The sequence below is a fragment of the Bacillus sp. JFL15 genome (assembly GCF_001184225.1).
GTDB lineage: Bacteria > Bacillota > Bacilli > Bacillales > Bacillaceae > Bacillus > Bacillus siamensis.
In genome coordinates this window covers 2,528,961-2,546,250 of sequence record NZ_KQ236689.1, presented here as the reverse complement: position 1 = coordinate 2,546,250, position 17,290 = coordinate 2,528,961, and the positions used below count along the sequence as shown (strand labels likewise).

At 47.3% G+C, this 17,290-nt stretch carries 18 protein-coding genes; 8 read left to right on the top strand and 10 right to left on the bottom strand.

What is annotated here, in order from left to right; translation table 11 throughout:
* Positions 1-53: 53 nt before the first annotated feature.
* Both AD710_RS12725 and AD710_RS19600 read right to left on the bottom strand, forming a co-directional pair.
* The gene (locus AD710_RS12725; protein WP_049628192.1) at positions 54-1,169 is read right to left on the bottom strand and encodes a mechanosensitive ion channel family protein; all 1,116 of its coding nucleotides are present in this window, start codon (positions 1,167-1,169) and stop codon (positions 54-56) included.
* Between the two features lie 164 nt (positions 1,170-1,333).
* On the bottom strand, positions 1,334-1,438 hold the full coding sequence (locus tag AD710_RS19600) for a YhdX family protein (RefSeq protein ID WP_016938379.1): 105 nt from the start codon (positions 1,436-1,438) through the stop codon (positions 1,334-1,336).
* Positions 1,439-1,607: 169 nt separating this feature from the next.
* Between AD710_RS19600 and AD710_RS12720 the strand changes: the two genes are divergently transcribed.
* Genes AD710_RS12720 through crcB form a run of 3 tightly spaced genes read left to right on the top strand, consistent with a single transcriptional unit; the run spans position 1,608 to position 3,077 of the window.
* Entirely contained in the window at positions 1,608-2,324 is a 717-nt protein-coding gene (locus AD710_RS12720; RefSeq protein WP_049628191.1) for a glycerophosphodiester phosphodiesterase, read from the top strand.
* 1 nt (position 2,325) lies between these two features.
* Positions 2,326-2,721, top strand: coding sequence for a fluoride efflux transporter FluC (locus AD710_RS12715; protein ID WP_049628190.1), 396 nt, complete (start codon positions 2,326-2,328; stop codon positions 2,719-2,721).
* Complete coding sequence (crcB, locus tag AD710_RS12710) at positions 2,718-3,077, top strand: fluoride efflux transporter CrcB (RefSeq protein ID WP_045927082.1); 360 nt, start codon at positions 2,718-2,720, stop codon at positions 3,075-3,077. The genes AD710_RS12715 and crcB overlap by 4 nt, the downstream gene beginning before the upstream one ends.
* Positions 3,078-3,090: 13 nt before the next feature.
* On the opposite strand, the gene AD710_RS12705 is transcribed toward crcB, so the two are convergent.
* The 3 genes from AD710_RS12705 to AD710_RS12695 form a co-directional block, all read right to left on the bottom strand.
* Positions 3,091-4,479, bottom strand: a complete 1,389-nt coding sequence (locus tag AD710_RS12705; RefSeq protein ID WP_045927081.1) for a hemolysin family protein — start codon at positions 4,477-4,479, stop codon at positions 3,091-3,093.
* Between the two features lie 231 nt (positions 4,480-4,710).
* Entirely contained in the window at positions 4,711-5,955 is a 1,245-nt protein-coding gene (locus AD710_RS12700; protein WP_049628189.1) for a beta-ketoacyl synthase N-terminal-like domain-containing protein, read from the bottom strand.
* Between the two features lie 32 nt (positions 5,956-5,987).
* Positions 5,988-7,172: a pyridoxal phosphate-dependent aminotransferase gene (locus AD710_RS12695; protein ID WP_049628812.1), complete on the bottom strand. Its 1,185-nt coding sequence runs from the start codon at positions 7,170-7,172 to the stop codon at positions 5,988-5,990.
* A gap of 178 nt (positions 7,173-7,350) precedes the next feature.
* On the opposite strand from AD710_RS12695, the gene AD710_RS12690 reads away from it, so the two are divergent.
* Positions 7,351-7,776: a Cu(I)-responsive transcriptional regulator gene (locus tag AD710_RS12690; RefSeq protein ID WP_016938386.1), complete on the top strand. Its 426-nt coding sequence runs from the start codon at positions 7,351-7,353 to the stop codon at positions 7,774-7,776.
* Between the two features lie 61 nt (positions 7,777-7,837).
* Complete coding sequence (locus AD710_RS12685; protein ID WP_047476662.1) at positions 7,838-9,172, top strand: hemolysin family protein; 1,335 nt, start codon at positions 7,838-7,840, stop codon at positions 9,170-9,172.
* A gap of 45 nt (positions 9,173-9,217) precedes the next feature.
* Here the strand turns inward: AD710_RS12685 and AD710_RS12680 are convergent, their stop codons facing one another.
* Positions 9,218-9,817 carry a lysophospholipid acyltransferase family protein gene (locus AD710_RS12680; RefSeq protein WP_045927079.1) on the bottom strand — a complete coding sequence of 200 codons (600 nt, stop codon included), beginning with the start codon at positions 9,815-9,817 and terminating at the stop codon, positions 9,218-9,220.
* Positions 9,818-10,055: 238 nt separating this feature from the next.
* Between AD710_RS12680 and sigM the strand changes: the two genes are divergently transcribed.
* The 3 genes from sigM to AD710_RS12665 are packed head-to-tail and all read left to right on the top strand — an operon-like array spanning position 10,056 to position 11,891.
* A complete protein-coding gene (sigM, locus tag AD710_RS12675) occupies positions 10,056-10,547 on the top strand; it encodes an RNA polymerase sigma factor SigM (protein WP_003155312.1) in 492 nt (163 codons plus the stop codon).
* On the top strand, positions 10,540-11,613 hold the full coding sequence (locus tag AD710_RS12670) for an anti-sigma factor (protein ID WP_049628188.1): 1,074 nt from the start codon (positions 10,540-10,542) through the stop codon (positions 11,611-11,613). The genes sigM and AD710_RS12670 overlap by 8 nt, the downstream gene beginning before the upstream one ends.
* Positions 11,601-11,891, top strand: a complete 291-nt coding sequence (locus tag AD710_RS12665; protein WP_003155315.1) for an anti-sigma-M factor — start codon at positions 11,601-11,603, stop codon at positions 11,889-11,891. The genes AD710_RS12670 and AD710_RS12665 overlap by 13 nt, the downstream gene beginning before the upstream one ends.
* Before the next feature lie 41 nt (positions 11,892-11,932).
* Here AD710_RS12665 and AD710_RS12660 read toward each other — a convergent pair whose 3' ends face one another.
* From AD710_RS12660 to AD710_RS12645, 4 genes are all read right to left on the bottom strand, one after another.
* Positions 11,933-13,288 (bottom strand): sodium-dependent transporter, encoded by a 1,356-nt coding sequence (locus AD710_RS12660; protein ID WP_049628811.1) that lies wholly within the window; start codon positions 13,286-13,288, stop codon positions 11,933-11,935.
* A 124-nt stretch (positions 13,289-13,412) separates the two neighbouring features.
* On the bottom strand, positions 13,413-14,810 hold the full coding sequence (locus AD710_RS12655) for a branched-chain amino acid transporter BcaP (RefSeq protein WP_049628187.1): 1,398 nt from the start codon (positions 14,808-14,810) through the stop codon (positions 13,413-13,415).
* A 354-nt stretch (positions 14,811-15,164) separates the two neighbouring features.
* On the bottom strand, positions 15,165-16,034 hold the full coding sequence (locus AD710_RS12650; protein WP_047476656.1) for an SDR family oxidoreductase: 870 nt from the start codon (positions 16,032-16,034) through the stop codon (positions 15,165-15,167).
* Between the two features lie 79 nt (positions 16,035-16,113).
* Positions 16,114-17,217: a citrate synthase/methylcitrate synthase gene (locus AD710_RS12645; RefSeq protein WP_049628186.1), complete on the bottom strand. Its 1,104-nt coding sequence runs from the start codon at positions 17,215-17,217 to the stop codon at positions 16,114-16,116.
* Positions 17,218-17,290 lie beyond the last annotated feature (73 nt).

Here is a 17,290-nt window from a genome sequence, read left to right as displayed (position 1 = left end):
ACTCTTCCACCGCCTTTTCTTTTTATCATATCATGAAAAAAGAACGGCGCCCGTTATGCCCGTTCTTTTTCTCCGGAATGATCCTTCACATGAACCGGATCATCGTGGCTTTTCTGTTTTACGAATACATTCTGGCCCGGATAGGCGAATTCCACGCCTTCCTCCGCAAAAATATCAATAATCCGGCGGTTGATATCCTGCCGCACGTCCAGGCTTTCCGCCCAAACGATGGTCTTTGTGTAAAAGTTGAAAAAAAGATTGTAATAGCTGTCCGCAAACACGTCAAAGTTAACCATAATCGTATCATCATGCACGCCTTCATGTTCACGAAGCATTTCTCTGAGCCTTGTGATGCACCGCTCTAAACGATCAATCGGCGTCGCATAAGAGACACGAACGGAAAACGTGATCTGGCGCTTAGTCATTCTCGTCCAGTTTGTGATGGCTTCCATCGACAGCGTTGAATTGGGCACAGTGACGAGCGCCCCCTGCGCCGTCCGGAACTTTGTGCTTCGGAATGTGATATCTTCTACGCCCCCTGTCACAGATGACGTCTCGACCCAGTCGCCGATCGTAAACGGCTTCTCCGTAATGATGATAATGCCGCCGAAAAAATTGCTGATCGTATCTTTAGCCGCGAGCGCGAACGCCAATCCGCCAAGTCCGAGTCCGGCCACAAACCCATTTACATCATAATTGAATTCCTGTGCGATCACGCTGACGCTGAGTGCGAGAATGACAAAGCGCAGCACCTTAGATAAAAACGGCGCCAAAATGTCATCCATATCAAGCTCAAAGCGCTGATTGACTTTATGAAATAAAAAAGAAGATGCCGATGTCAGATTGCAAAGCCCCCAGGCGATCAGCGCTATGATCAGAGAGCGGTACATTTTTTTGACAATGTCCATCTGACCGTCTAAAAACGGCGAATACTCAATCGCTAAAAACAGCCCCAGCGCCACGAAAAACCACCTGGCCGGCTTGTCAAACGCTACCGCAATCTGTTTGAATATATCGGTTTTCGGCTTGTTCGCCAATTTGTAAACAAGCTGGAAAAAATATTTGACAAACAGTTTTCTCAAAATGAGAAAAGCCGCTAAAATCCCAATGCTGATACAGATCTGCAAAATATGGTCAAGAGTAAAAAAGCTCTTAAAATGTGTTACCATAGCATATGCTCCTTTGTCTTGTCGAAAATCTATTATACTAAAACATTCGGACATCAGCTTCTTTTAATGTCTTTATGAAAGCCTGAAAAACCCCGGCAGCAGAACACAGCCGGGGTTTTTCACAAATTCGTTCATCTTTCAGCCAGATACAACAGGGGCAGGCACTATTTTTTCTTCGATTGTGTCTGATTCAGGAGAGTCGCTTTTTGGATCTCAGCATCGGTTTCGGCTTTAATTCTTTCCTCCACTTTCAATCTCCCTTTTCCCATGATCTCGCCTCCTTTTTGCCATTATAAATCATCACTGCGGAATGTAAACCGAAAAAAGCACTATCTTTATTCCAAAAAAATACTGTTTCGCACATTCACCAGTTTGAATCGCTGTGCATATATGAATTTGATATAATAACAGAAATGCCCATGAGGGGAGCTGACAAGCTTGTATACCATCGCTCATCGCGGCGCATCCGGTTATGCGCCCGAAAATACATTTGCGGCATTTGATATCGCTGCCGAAATGAACGCTGATTTCATTGAGCTTGACGTCCAGCTCACAAAAGACGGACACATTGTCGTCATACATGATGACAGAGTCGACCGGACGACGGACGGCTCTGGTTTTGTAAAAGATTTTACGCTGAAGCAGCTGCAATCCCTGGATGCCGGCAGCTGGTACGGGGCTGAGTTTAAAGGGGAACGGATTCCCCTGCTCGAAGAGGTCTTGAAGCGTTACCATTCTAAAATCGGATTTTTAATTGAACTGAAAGGGCACGCTTCTCAAGTCGGTCTTGAAAAAGCAGTCGGCCGGCTGTTAAGCAGGTTTTCCTTTTCCATGCATCATATCGTTCAATCTTTCAGCCTGAAGTCGATTCAGGCCTTTCATGATATGTATCCGTCCGTTCCAACTGCAATTATTGCCAGGCCCAGCTTCGGGAGGTTTTCCAGAAGCCAGCTGAACGCCTACAAATCAGCCGTACATTATGTCAATATTAAATATACCCGCCTGAATCGGTTCTTGATTTCCACCGCTCACAAACACGGTCTGAAAGTATTTGCCTGGACGGTCAGAAATCAAAAGACGGCCGAAAAGCTGCAAATGATGGAAGTTGACGGCATTGTAACTGATTTTCCGGATTTTATTTCTAAGGATGGCTGATATGAAACAATACATCGCAATTTTTATCGGAGGGGCGCTCGGCGCTTTGCTCCGCTTTGAAATGAGCACACACATTCACAGCCGGTCTTTCCCGGCGGCTGCTTTCCTCGAAAACGCGGCGGGAAGCCTTTTACTCGGCCTTATCACGGGTTATTTTCTCATTCGGGCTAAACGCCCTCTCCTGACCGCCTTTTTCGGAACCGGTTTTTGCGGAGGTTTCACGACGATGTCCACCTTCGCAAAAGAAACCGTCTTTTTGCTGCAATCGTCTCCCTCAGCGGCTTTTTGTTATGCTGCCGCGACTTTATTCGCCGGTCTTGCCCTTGCATACGCCGGCATTTTCTGGGGACGGCGGATTGCTCTTCGCATCGCGGGAAGGGAGCATGATACGCCATGACGATTGTCTTGATGCTTATTGCAGCGGGAATCGGAGCGGTATTACGGTTTCTGCTGGGGCAAACCGTTTCAGAAAGGACAAAGGGTTTGCCGATTCCACTTGGAATGGCTGCGGTCAACCTGCTCGGCTCCTTCGGCCTCGGCATGTTCACCGGATTGGGTCTGGATAATCCTTCAGCCGGAATCATCATTGCGACAGGCTTTTTCGGTGCGTTTACGACCTTTTCCACCTTCAGTATTGAAGCCGTGCAGCTGATGATGAACAACCGCATAAAGGAAAGCCTGCTTTACATCGCAGTTTCAGCAGCCGGAAGCCTTTTGGTGTTCTGGTGCGGCTTCATTATCATTTCCATTTAAAAAAACCTTGAGCTTATTTTTCGCTCAAGGTTGCGTTATGAAGCATGACCGTTTCAGGCACGGGCAGCGGGCGGTTTATTGTCCCCTGACCGCCCGGTCGGCCCTGTTCTTCTTTTAATTCAAGCTGTTTAATAAACCGGCCGTCCATTTCTAAGATAAGGGCAGTGTATCCCCCAATCTGTATCGACTCACCCGCACAAATATCAATATTCCGCTTCAGCACAAGGCCGCCGATCGTGTCGACTTCCTCTTCAATCTCTGCGCCGAGCAGATGATTCACCTGATCGATCCGAACCTTTCCGTCCAGGACATAATGACGTTCGGACAGCTTTTGAATCAGCGGCTGTTCATCTTCATCAAATTCGTCTCTGATATCGCCGACGATTTCTTCAAGGATGTCTTCGGTCGTCACAAGACCGGACGTCCCGCCGTATTCATCAGACAATATCGCCAGATGAATCCGCTCTCTCTGCATTTTTATCAGCAGGTCGTGTATCGGAATCGTCTCAATGACTTCAATGACCGGGCGGACGTAAGACGTGATGGATACTTCCGCTTTTTCATCTTCTGTCATAAACAGCAGATCTGAAAAAAGATGCTTCGTATTGATCATGCCGATGACGCTGTCTTTGTCCCCGTCTGTTACGGGCCATCGCGTATACTTGTCTTTCAGCATCATATCAAGCATTTCCGGCACGGTCATATCAGTTGAAACAGCGGCGATTTCTTTTCTCGGAATCATGATTTCCTTGGCGATCCGATTATCAAATTCAAAAATTTTATTCACAAATGTATATTCGGACGGATTGATTTCTCCGTTTTTTAAACTTTCTGACAGCAGGATCCGCAGCTCTTCTTCAGAATGGGAGCCTTCATGCTCAGATGCCGGCTTTAATCCGGCCAGACCGGTTAAAATCCTCGCGGAGCCGTTTAAGACCCAAATAAACGGGAACATGAACACGTAAAATAACCGAAGCGGCCCTGCAATCCATAGCGTCAGCTTTTCCGCTTTTTGAATCGCAACCGTTTTAGGCGCAAGCTCACCGACGACGACATGTAAAAACGTAATCAGCCCATACGCCGCAGCAAAAGCAATCACATGCTCAGCAGAATCCGGCAGCCCCATACTCTGTAACACAGGATGAAGCATCCGCTCAAATGCAGGCTCTCCCAGTACGCCGAGCCCAATAGAAGTCAGTGTAATGCCGAGCTGCGAGGCGGATAAATACTCATCAAGATCCGTAATGATACGCTTTGCGAGCACTGCCCGTCTGTTCCCTTCTGAGATGAGCTGATCGATTCTGGATCTCCTCACTCTGACGATCGCAAATTCACTCGCCACGAAAAACGCCGTTAACGCAATGAGCACACCGATTAAAATCAAACTGTCAATATCGTCCATTTCACCTTATCCCGAATTGAAGGATAAGGACGTCACCTCCTGATTTCATCGTTTTTTCTTAAGCGAGAGGAACGAAATGGGCGATTGACTACACAGAGGGCCCCATCCTGCCACCTCCTAAGTCAAAGCATGATTGTCATTTGTATATTTTATTGTATCATAACTCCATTCTTTCATCATTTTCAGATTTTTTATCATATAAAAAACAGCCTTCAAAAAAGAAGACTGGCGTTATCTGCTTCGGAAATGATTTTCTAAACAAAGCGCTGTATTAATCCCCCCGAATCCCATGCTTAAGCTCAACGCATGATGTACGGTATGGGCGCTCGGCCCGTCGGTCACCCACTGAAATGAATCGTCAATCGGCTCCGTTAAATTGCGGGTCGGATGAAGCTTGGATTCCCGCATCTGCAATAGTGCGGCAATGATTTCCACCGTTCCGGCCGCACTCAGGCCGTGTCCGGTGATCGATTTTGTTGCATTAATCCGCGCGTGGGCCAGACCGCTTTCAGAAAGCGCCCGGCACTCAGTTTTATCTCCGATCGGCGAACCGGTGCCGTGGGGATTGATGTAATCAATTTCTTTTACTGAAAGACCGGCCCGCTCCAGTGCCTGGCGGATCACCGTCATTTCGCCTTCTGCTGAAGGATTCGGGTTGCGGTTCGCATCAGAAGCCATCCCCCAGCCCTTTAAGCCGGCCCACGAACGCGCGCCCCTCTGTTCGGCAGATTCAGCGCGTTCCAGCACAATCGCCCCGCATGCTTCTCCGAATATAAAACCGTCCGTATGCCGGTCAAACGGGCGGCAGGCGGCTTCAGGATGTTCAGCGAATTGATCAGTGCCCATTGCTCCCAATGAGCGGAGGGCGTGACACTCCATATACGACAGATCGGCCAGCGCCCCGATCGCGATACAGCGGTCAAACAGGCCGCCATTGATACCTTGGACAGCCTGGATAACCGCCGCCTGGCCGCTTGCCGACGCGCCGCCGACCGTAAAAGCCGGCCCTTTTATCCCGAATTGCTCGGTGCAAAGCCCTGATAGATCACTATCCATAAAAGAAAGCCCGTACACCGGATTTACAAATTGCGGCGTTTCGCCGTTTTTCTCAAAGGTCTGCAGCAGTTCGCGCTGCGTCGTATTCGAGCCGCCGACGATCAGACCCGTGCGGCTGTGATCAGCACCGTCTAATTGAGCGTCATGCCACGCTTCATATAAAGCGATAAGCGCCGCCTTTCCTGATAATGCGGCCCTTCGGTACAAGCGTTTGGACAGCGCATCCGGCGGCGTTAATTCGGTAAGCTCCGCGCCGATAAACGAACTGCCCTTCTGCCGGCCGGGGCGTTTCATCACATCAAAAGCGTGCCGCCCTTCCATAAGCGCATCAAGAAACGCCTCTTTGCCCTGTCCGACCGCGGTTAAGACCCCGATTCCTGTAATGCTGATGTCTGACGTGCCAACACTTCTCCTCGACATTTGCCCGTTCTCCCATCTTTATGTATTGGAAGCTATGAAGAAAAATCTTGATACAGCGCTTTGAAAATGTCCCGCGACTGTCTGATCTGTTCTATAGGGACGCTGAAAGATAAACGGAAATAGCCGCTTCTTCCAAATCCGCTGCCGGGTACGATCAATAGTTTGTATTTCTGTGCGGCATGCATGCAGAATGCCACCTCGTCTTCAATCGGTGATTTAGGAAAGACGAAAAAGCCTCCCTTCGGCATTTCAAATTCAAAACCGGCTTCTGTGAGGATGTCCACCATAAGGTCTCTGCGCTTACGGTAAGGTTCAGCATCAATCGAAAGATCATCCATTTTCGCCACGGCGCGCTGCATCATGACCGGAGCGTTTACAAAACCGAGCGTCCGGTTGCAGAAAACGAACGCATCCGTCAGAAGATCCCCCTCAGGCATTTGGGCGTCAACTGCGATATACCCAAGCCTTTCCCCCGCAATGCCGAGATCTTTACTGAACGAACTGACTAAAATCACGCGGTGATACGCCTGAAACGGATTCGCCTGCTCTTCGCCGTAGATCAGCTGGCTGTATGGTTCGTCAAATAAAATAAAGATGCTTTGTCCGTTCCGTTCCTCGGCTTCTTTTAATAAGGCGCCCAATTCATTAAGATTTTTCTGGCTCAGCACCGTTCCCGTCGGATTATGCGGCGTATTGACGATCAGCCCTTTCGTACGGGGAGTGATCGCTTCTCTCACCGCTTCAATATCAATCTCAAATGAGTCAGTCAGCGGACAGATGACGGGTCTGCCGCGGTAATTTTCAACATACGCTTTGTATTCCGCAAAATAAGGCGCCAGAAGGATGACTTCTTCCTCCGGGTTCAATATGCTCTTGAGCGCAACATTCAGCGCTCCGCCGGCTCCGACCGTCATCACTGTATGTCTGGCAGAAATTTCAGTCTGGAACCGCTCTGACAAAAAGCCCGCAACCTTCTCTCGCGCCTCCGGAAGCCCTTGGTTTTGTATATATCCGTGCCGTCCTGTTTCAGCCGCTTCGCAAAGCGCCTTTTTAAATGTTTCCGGAGGCTCACAAACCGGATTTCCTATAGAAAAGTCAAACACCTTATCGGCGCCGAATTCTTTTTTCAGCCGCGCGCCTTCATCAAATAGTTTGCGTATCCATGATCCTTTCTCCAGATTTTCTGTCACTTCCCGTGATAAACCGCCCATTGTCATCTGTCCCTTCTGTCTTTTTCTGCCGTTTCTATTTACAATGATTATGAAAGATTTACATAGCGCAGTCAACGCTTTTTCAGGATCATACCGCCCGGTTTCAAGAGAAAGACGGAAAACAATAAACTTGTGCAAACTCCCCTTCATATATTAAACTATTCTCATAACTATAACGTGATGGTTGGGGAGGGATTTAGATGGGGCTGAGACTTATCGCATCAGTGAATTAGCAGAGCTTGCCGGTGTAACGAAACGCACGGTGGATTACTACACAAACCTCGGGCTTTTAAAGCCTGGCAGGTCTTGTTCAAACTATCGTTACTACGATACACTTGCACTCAACCGGTTAAAGTTTATAGTCGCTTGTAAAAAGCAGCGATTGGCCCTGTCTGATATAAAAGACCGACTGGAGAACCAGTTTCCCTCTTCAGCCTTGCCTGACGATATTGGAAATCTGGCATCGGAAATTGATCACATGAATCAAAACATCTCCGGGATCTTGCATCGGTTTGAAAAGCTTGAACCAGAGGAGCGCGCACAGCTGAAAAAAAAGCTGGCTCCTGAAAAGCTTGCAGTGCTTCAATCATTTATGCTGCTGTTAAGTTAAACCATTATCTTACTAACAGGAGGTGTTACCTTCATCTTCCCAAAAGGAGTGAAGGTTCTAATTGGACATTGTGAATTTGATTTTAGTCGCGGTTTTAATCGCGCTGACGGCATTTTTCGTAGCATCTGAGTTTGCGATAATCAGAATCAGAGGCTCACGGGTTGACCAGCTTATAGCAGAAGGAAATAAAGCCGCAATCGGTGTCAAAAAAGTGACCACGCATTTAGATGAGTATTTATCAGCGTGCCAGCTCGGCATAACATTGACTTCAATTGGTCTTGGTGTCTTAGGCGAATCAACGATTGAACGCCTGCTTCATCCGCTTTTCACAAAGATAAACGTACCAAGCTCACTATCGCACATTATTTCATTTATTCTCGCCTACGCGATCATTACGTTTTTACACGTGGTCGTCGGAGAATTAGCGCCGAAAACAGTCGCCATCCAAAAAGCGGAAGCCGTTTCGATGCTGTTTTCAAAACCGCTCATTTGGTTTTACCGCATCATGTTCCCGTTTATCTGGCTTCTGAACAACTCCGCCCGTCTTTTAACGAAGATGTTCGGCCTGGAGCCGGTGTCAGAAAATGAGCTTGCCCACTCTGAAGAAGAGCTGCGCATCATTTTATCGGAAAGCTATAAAAGCGGTGAAATCAACCAGTCTGAATTTAAATACGTGAATAAAATCTTTGAATTTGACGACAGACTTGCAAAAGAAATCATGATTCCGCGTACGGAAATCGTCAGTCTGCCGCATGATATCAAAATTTCTGAAATGATGGACATCATTCAGATTGAAAAATATACCCGTTACCCTGTCGAAGAGGGTGACAAAGATAATATTATCGGCGTCATTAACATTAAAGAAGTGCTGACCGCCTGCATCAGCGGCGAGGTATCAGTCGACTCGCCGATTACTGAATTTGTCAATCCGATCATCCATGTAATTGAGTCGGCACCGATTCACGACCTGCTTGTGAAAATGCAGAAGGAGCGGGTTCATATGGCGATTCTGTCGGACGAATACGGCGGAACCGCGGGACTTGTCACCGTTGAAGACATCATCGAAGAAATCGTCGGGGAAATCCGTGATGAATTTGATATAGATGAAATCAACGAAATCCGCAAACTCGGCGACGGTCATTACATGCTTGACGGTAAGGTTCTGATTGATCAAGTGAACGAACTGCTCGGCATCCATTTAGAAAATGACGAAGTCGACACCATCGGCGGCTGGTTCCTTACACAGAAATACGACGTCGAACAATACGACTCGATTATCGAAGAAGGCTGTGAATTTATTATTAATGAAATTGACGGCCATCACGTCGCATATATCGAAGTGAAAAAACTGGCGTTTGATGAACTGCTGGAAACCGCTGAACAAAAAGAAGCATAACCAAAAAAAGCTTGCGCGTCTCATACAGACGGCAAGCTTTTTTGTTTACATTTGTTCCAGTTTTTTCTCAAGGTCTTTAATTCTGGCATTCAGCTCTTCTGTCATGGCCGCAAGCCTCTCCTTCGGCGCAAGGTCGGCAAAGTCCTCCAAAAAAATCGGCTTGCCGATGATAAGCCGCATTTTTCCCTTTTTAAACAGTTCTTTTCCCGCAGACGGTCCGCTGTATGCGGCCGGAACGAGCGGCGCTTTCCCCATTTGGGCGATAGTCACGGCCCCTCTTTTCAGCGGGACGTCTTCAGAAGTTCTCGTGCCGCTTGGAAAAATCCCGACAATCTTCCCTTCCTTCAGAAGCTTAATCGGCGTTTTAATGCTGCTCGGACCCGGATTTTCACGATCAACCGGAAACGCGTGAATCTTCTTCAAAAAACTCCCGATCCACTTTTTCTGAAACAGCTCTTTTTTCGCCATATAATGAATCTGATGAGGCAATATTCCGACTCCGAGCGTAAGGACGTCCACCCAGCCCGCATGCGTGCACGCGATAACGAATCCTTTATCAGACGGAAGATTCTCTTTATTGTATACTTTGACTCCTCCGCGCAGAGAAAGAATGAATTTGATGGCATTTGCACAAAACTTATACATAACGCACTTCCTTTGTTGTAATGATCAAAAGTGTTCTCTCTCTATTATAACAATATTTTTTATTACCTGGTACTAATAAATATATTTTTCCTCCGCCTATCTCTATCTTTTATGACGGATTTTGGGTACTATAGAGAAATGGTGTTTGATGAGGTGAAAATGAAATTAAGCCGTTTGCATGGAACGTGCAACTTTAAACCTTTCTTATGCGTGTATAACATAGAGGGGAGAAAAGGCAGTGACGATCGATGAAATTTACCAAATGTATATGAATGATGTTTACCGGTTCCTGCTCTCCATGACTAAAGACAAGCATCTCGCTGAAGATTTGCTGCAGGAAACCTTTATGAGGGCATACATACACATTCACTCCTACGACCACAGCAAAGTAAAGCCATGGCTTTTTCAAGTGGCGAGAAATGCGTTTATAGATTATGTCAGAAAACATAAGAAGGAAGTGACCATTTCCGATGACTTAATTGGGAGCCTTTTTCAGACGGCTGTGCAAAGCCCGGCTCATCAGATTGAAATCAAGGAAGTGCTGACAGGGTATATGTCCGAACTTCCCGACAATTATCGGGAGGCCTTAACACTGTATTATTTAAAAGAACTGAATTACAAAGAAGCATCCCATATTATGAATATTTCAGAGGCTAATTTTAAAAGTGTTTTATTTCGTGCCAGACAGCGGCTGAAAGCACTTTATAATAGAGGTGTTAATGATGAATGAAGAATTTAAAAAGCGTTTTTACCAATACAAAAATGGAGAAATGAGCGACCGGGAAATGGCCGCCTTTGAAGAAGAACTGGAAAAGCTGGAAGTCTATCAGGAGCTGATTGAAAGCGAAATGCAGGACGACCGGGAATGGGACGTCGGCATCAGCCCGGAAAAACAGAAGGCCATTTTATCATACGGAAAACGCAAATCGTATTTGCGGATTTCGGTTCTCGCCGTCATCTCCACTTTGATGATTTTGCCGCTTTGCACTTTAGGAAGCTACCTCTATTACGGTTTGGGAGGAAAAGAAAGCACCGGTAATCAATTAATGGAGACCGCTGCCGTGACGGTGGCGACCACAATGCCGAACGTCCTCGTCGATACCTCCGGGCTGAAAAGCCAGGTGAAGCTGTTTGGAATGAATACGGAATTTCCGCTGCAAAAGCAGATCGGTACAAAAACGAAATCCGTCGGCGGAGAACGGATTGAAATGTTTTTAGATACGGTCAAATCGCCTGCCGTTAACTACTATGATTTAGACGCGGCACAGGCAAAGCATTATTTCGCGCATCCTTCCGGCTTAAAGAAGCGTACGGTCGACAAAGCCGGACAGACATTAAAAAAATTGCCTGAAGGCAGCGTGGCTGAGGTCTATCTTTCTTATGACCGCGCCTACCCTTCTTCCCAAGTATATTCAGCCTTTAAAAAATACGATGTGAAGTTTTTATGGAACGCGATCGAAACGGAGAAAAATCTGAAAGACAGTCCTTATGCCGAGCCGTTAGGATTTCCCGGGAAAGATTCTAAGATGGCTTCCTCTTTTGAAGCGCAGGGACAGACAGACCGAGAACAATTCACCAGCGCTCTTGAATTTATGTCCCGCCATAAAAAATGGGCGCATGCGATATCGAAACGCAAAGACATGAACCTGAGCAGCAGAATCGACTATGTCGAACATCACGGAATGAATGTATACGGCTCTGTCGTGACGGGGCCGACAAAAGAAATCGAACGTCTGCTGAAAAACAAAACAGTAAAAGCAGCAAACATCGGTGAGGTGGAATTATGGAATTGGTAAGAATTTTTAAAGAGCATAATGTTTTCGGCTGGATATCAGTCGGTACCGCGATTTTGTCGCTGCTGCTGTTGAACGTGGCAATCATCAGCAATGTAACTTTCTATTCTTATCAGATGCTGCCGTTTGCGATGGCCGCCGTGCCGTTCGGCATCATTGAGCTGTTTATTAAAAAAGGCCGGACGGGCCCGGGGCTGCTCGGCGTCATCCTCAACCTTTTCGTCATTGTCTGTGTATATACGATCGTTGCCGTTGATACGAATCTGCAATTCGGTTTTTAACCATAAAATAAAAACAGGCCCTTTTTACGGGGCCTGTTTTTTTAAAATGAAAGAACGCCGATTAAATGCAGCAATACGACAATGATAGCCAGCGGCACAAGATATTTCAAAAGGAAATACCACAGCTGAAAGAAACGATAGCCGACGGCGGAACCGCTTTTCATCTCGGCAAACAGCTCCCGCTTCGGTATTTTCAGCGGGATGAAGATTGATATTAATAAAGCGCCGAGCGGAATCAGCACATTGCTCACTGTGAAATCCGCCAGATCAAAAAATGTTTTTCCGAACAAATGAACATCACTGAGAACACCGTATGATAAACACGACGGAATTCCGACTAAGAAAATGAGCAGACCGCTTGTCCACGACAGCTTCTTCCTTTTCGTTTCATCACCTTTCCCTACAGTCGCCACGATAATTTCCACCATCGAAAAGGCCGAAGTCAGTGCGGCAAAGAAAAAGACCGCCAGAAAGCTGATGAAAAACAGCGAGCCGAACGGCAGCCGGTCAAACACAGCCGGCAGTACGGTAAACAGCAGTGTAGGCCCTTCATCCGGTTTAAAGCCGAACGAAAAAACCGCCGGAAAAATGGCCAGTCCCGCAAACAGCGTGACGAGCACATTCATGATAACAATGGAACCCGCCGATCCCGGAAGGTTTTGGTTTTTCGGCAGATACGAACTGTACGTCACCATGACCGATACGCCGAGCGTTAATGTAAAAAACGCCTGTCCTAAAGCATAAAGAATGGATTCCGGCGTCAAATCTTCAAAGTGCGGAACCAATAAAAATTTAATTCCCTCAACGGCATGATCAAGCGTGACAGAACGCAGCACAAGCAGCAGAAACAGCACGAATAAAATCGGCATCAGCACCGCACTGACACGTTCAATCCCTTTCTGCACGCCTTTTGCGACGACCGCTACCGTCATGATCATAAATACCAGCTGCGCGGCGAGAGTCTGGAGCGGATTTTCAATGACCGTCCCGAATACCGTGCCGTACTGCTCCTGAGTGAGCCCGGATAAAGAACCGGTAACGGCTTTCAGCACATAGAGCAAAATCCACCCGCCGACAACACTGTAAAAAGACAAAACTAAAAAACAGGCCGCCACACCCACATAACCCGTAAGGTGCCATACCGACTTCGGCGCGGCTTGTTTGTAGGCATCAATCGCATTTGTCTGGCTCCGCCTTCCGAAAATAAATTCACCGAGCAAAAGCGGATAGCCTAAAAGCACGGTAAAGAGGACGAATACAAGAAAAAAAGCGCCTCCCCCGTTCGTACCCGCTACGTAAGGGAACTTCCAAATGGCTCCCAGGCCGATCGCCGAACCGGCGGCGGCCATAATAAATCCTATTTTTGAGGCCCATTGAACCCTTTTTTGGTCAGACACCACTTTCCACTTCCCTTCCGCCCTATATTATCCCTTATTCGCCGCGATAACTTAAGCCCATTTCAATATGTTTCACTATTCTGAAAAACACAAAAGGAGCGGCAGATACCGCTCCTTTTGCCAATTATCCGTTTAATTTCGAATGCTTTCTCGAATATAAGAAATAAATCACCAGACCTATGATCAGCCAGATAAAGAAACGGATGATAGTGGCGGCGCCAAGGTTAATAATCAAAAACACGCAGAACAGAATGGACAATATCGGAATAAAGGGAACTCCCGGACATTTAAAAGCTCTCGGCAGATCAGGCTGTTTCTTTCTCAGCACGATAACCGCCACGGAAATCATGACAAACGCGGCAAGCGTGCCGATGTTTACGAGCTTCGCCAGTTCATCAAGCGGGACGAGCGCTCCCAGCAATGCCGACAGAATACCGAACACCCACGTCACCACGTGCGGCGTTTTATGCTTCGGATGGACTTTTGAAAGCGCCCCCGGCACTAAACCGTCACGGGACATGGCAAACATCACCCTCGTCTGGCCGTACAGCATGACGAGCATCACCGTCGTCATTCCCAACACTGCGCCGATATCAATAATCCCGGCCACCCAATTCTGACCGGCCATCTGCAGGACGAGAGAAACGGGATGGTCAACGCCTTCAAAACCGGCAAACGGTACGACGCCCGTCATAATCGCCGATACGGTCACATACAGCACGGTGCAGACGATTAATGAAAAAATAATTCCTTTCGGCAGATCCTTCCCCGGATTTTTCGTTTCCTCTGCGGCGGAAGAGACGGCGTCAAAACCGATAAAGGAGAAGAAAACGAGCGCCGCGGCACTGAAAACACCGCCGAACCCCATCGGCATAAACGGCTGCCAGTTATGCGGTTTGACATATACGGCCGCAACGGCGATAAACAACAAAACAACCAGAATTTTCAGAATTACCATAATATTATTGACCCGCTTCGATTCCTTAATGCCTAAGTAGAGAAGGAATGTAATCGCAAGCACAATAACAAATGCCGGAAGATTAAAGAATGTGACTGTGCCTTTAATAGAACCCGGAGCGGCCGTTAATGCGGTCGGAAGATGGATGCCGAATCCCGCCAAAAATGATTGAAAATAACCGGACCAGCCGACCGAAACCGCGCTGACGGCGAGCATATATTCCAAGATTAAATCCCATCCGATGATAAACGCGAGAGGTTCACCCAATGTCGCATAAGTAAATGTGTAGACGGAACCTGAAACCGGGACGCTTGAAGCAAATTCAGCATATGACAAAGCCGCAAATAAACATGCTAAAGCGGCTATGACAAATGAAACGGTCAGCCCGGGTCCCGCCGTAACTGCCCCTGTTCCGGTTAAAACAAAAATACCCGTTCCGATGATGGCTCCTATCCCGAGAAGGGTCAGATCAAAGGCCCCCAACTCCCTTTTCAGCGACTTTTCGCCGCCCGTTGCGGCAAGCAGGTCCTGAATGCTTTTCTTTCTGAATATGCTCCCCTTCATCTGCTTCACTCCTTGTATATCAATCTCTTATGTTAGAATATTCAGATAACAATAATGATAATGACTAAATTCTTATTTTTCGCATGAAATGTTTCAGCACATCATTCCTTTCTCCTACATCATATTATAACGAAAAATAAAAAAATGAAAATAACTTTTTTGAAAATTCTATATATTAAATTTATTGTATGAACAAAACAGAATATGAATGGGAAAACGTCCCGTTATTACAGCGGGTTAACGCTTATTATCATCTTTGAATTCACGATTGACCTGACGACAGCGTTTTTTTAACATTATATAGAAATAAATAAAAATCCCGCACTTTTAAAAGTGCGGGATAAGACTTAAGGATTATGTTGAAATAAATCTGCCTCCATTTACGTGAATGGTCTGTCCTGTCATATAGGAAGATTCGTCTGAAGCCAAAAGCACGTAAGCTCCGGCGTGTTCAGCAGGCTGTCCCGGTCTTCCCATCGGGGTATCCAGACCGTGCTTTTCCACCTTTTCTTCAGTAAATGTCGCAGGGATCAAAGCGGTCCAGATCGGGCCCGGGGCCACTGCATTTACCCTGATCCCCTGATCGGCCAATGACTTCGCCATCGAACGTGTAAAGGAAACGATGCCGCCTTTCGTGCACGAATAGTCAATCAATGATGTATCGCCCTGATAAGCGGTAATAGATGTTGTGTTAATAATGGCGCTCCCTCTTTTCAGATGAGGCAGCACAGCCTTTGTCATATGAAACATGGAAAACATGTTTGTGCGGAAGGTCTTCTCCAGCTGTTCAGCCGTAATATCAAGGATCCCGTTTTGCGGATGCTGCTCAGCGGCATTATTCACAAGAATATCAATTTTTCCGTAGTGATCTAAGACTTGCCGGACCGCCTTCTGACAATGGGCCTCATCCCCGACGTCTCCCGGAATTAACAGGCAATCGGCCTGACATTCTTCCGCACGCTTTTTCGTTCTCTCGGCATCGGCATGTTCGTCAAGGTACAGGATGGCAAGATCCGCTCCCTCCTTCGCGTAAGCAATCGCAGCCGCTGCGCCGATGCCGCTGTCTCCGCCCGTGATGACGGCGACTTTTCCTTTTAGTCTGCCCGATCCTTTTACATCCGGGTCCTCCAAGAGCGGTTTCGGCTCCATTTCTGACTCAGTGCCGGGCTGGCGGTCTTGCACCTGGGGTTTTTGACCTTCTGTCTGTCTGTCCATCGGATTCATGTTCTCACACTCCTGCATTTGGTATTACTGAGACGATACCACGGAGTGCGGATCACTAAACGGACAAATATGCCGATGCTTAAAGCTGCTGAGCCGTTTCGGGAAAGGCTCCGGTGTATTGCGCAGACGGCCTGAAAATCATGTTGTCAGCTGACTGTTCAAGCACGTGTGCGCACCAGCCCGCCATTCGGCTTGCCGAAAAAGTCGGCGTAAACAAAGCATTGTCCACATCAATAGCCTGCATGACAGCCGCCGCGTAAAATTCTACATTTGTATACAGCTTCCGTCCCGGCTTATATTGCTCTAATAAACGGATGGCTTCCTTCTCCACATAAAGCGCCAAATCAAGCGACGGATCATTTCCGGCCACCTCTTCAGCCTTTATGCGCAATGCTTCCGCCCGCGGATCTTTTGTTTTGTATACTCTGTGCCCGAAGCCCATCAGGCGCTCTCCCCTCATAAGCTTCGCTGTCAAATATGCTTCTGCGTTTTCTTTTTGTCCAATGTCTTCAAGCATTTTCGTTACACCGGAAGGCGCGCCTCCGTGCAGCGGCCCTTTCATCGTGCCCAGTGCGGAAGTGACGGCAGACACTAAGTCGGATTCAGTGGAAACGGTGACTCTCGCTGAAAAAGTCGATGCATTCATCCCGTGCTCCATCGCCAGAATCATATACGTTTCAAGCGCTTTCTTTTGAGCTTCGGACGGCTGCCTGCCGGTCAGCATGTACAAATAGTTTTCAACATGCCCGTATCGCGCCTCAGGCGGCAGTGCTTCCTGCCCTTGTTTACGGCGGTATCTGTACGCAATAATCGTCGGTGTGACGGCAATCAGTTTAATCGCTTCTTCCGGCTTAGGCGGATATGTAAATGAATCTGTCCCCAAACCTGAAACAGCCGTTCTCAGCACCGCCATATCGTCCATATCGTCCGGAAGCGTTTCCAGCAGGTCGATGAGATGTTTCGGCAGCCCGCGCTCGGCTGCAAGTTTTTCTTGAAACGCAAGCAATTGCTGCTCATCAGGAAGCGTTCCGTTTAAGATGAGATACGCCGCTTCTTCAAAACTGGATTGGAGCGCGATATCCTTCGCGTCATATCCGCGATATATCAAATGCCCCTTTTCTCCGTCAATGTGGCTGATCGCCGTTTCTGCACAAGTAATTCCTTTCAATCCATGATAAATCAATTTCATTCCCCCTTATCCTCTTTCTGTTATTATAGTAAATATAATATTTAAAAAATAATGAATATTTTTAAGG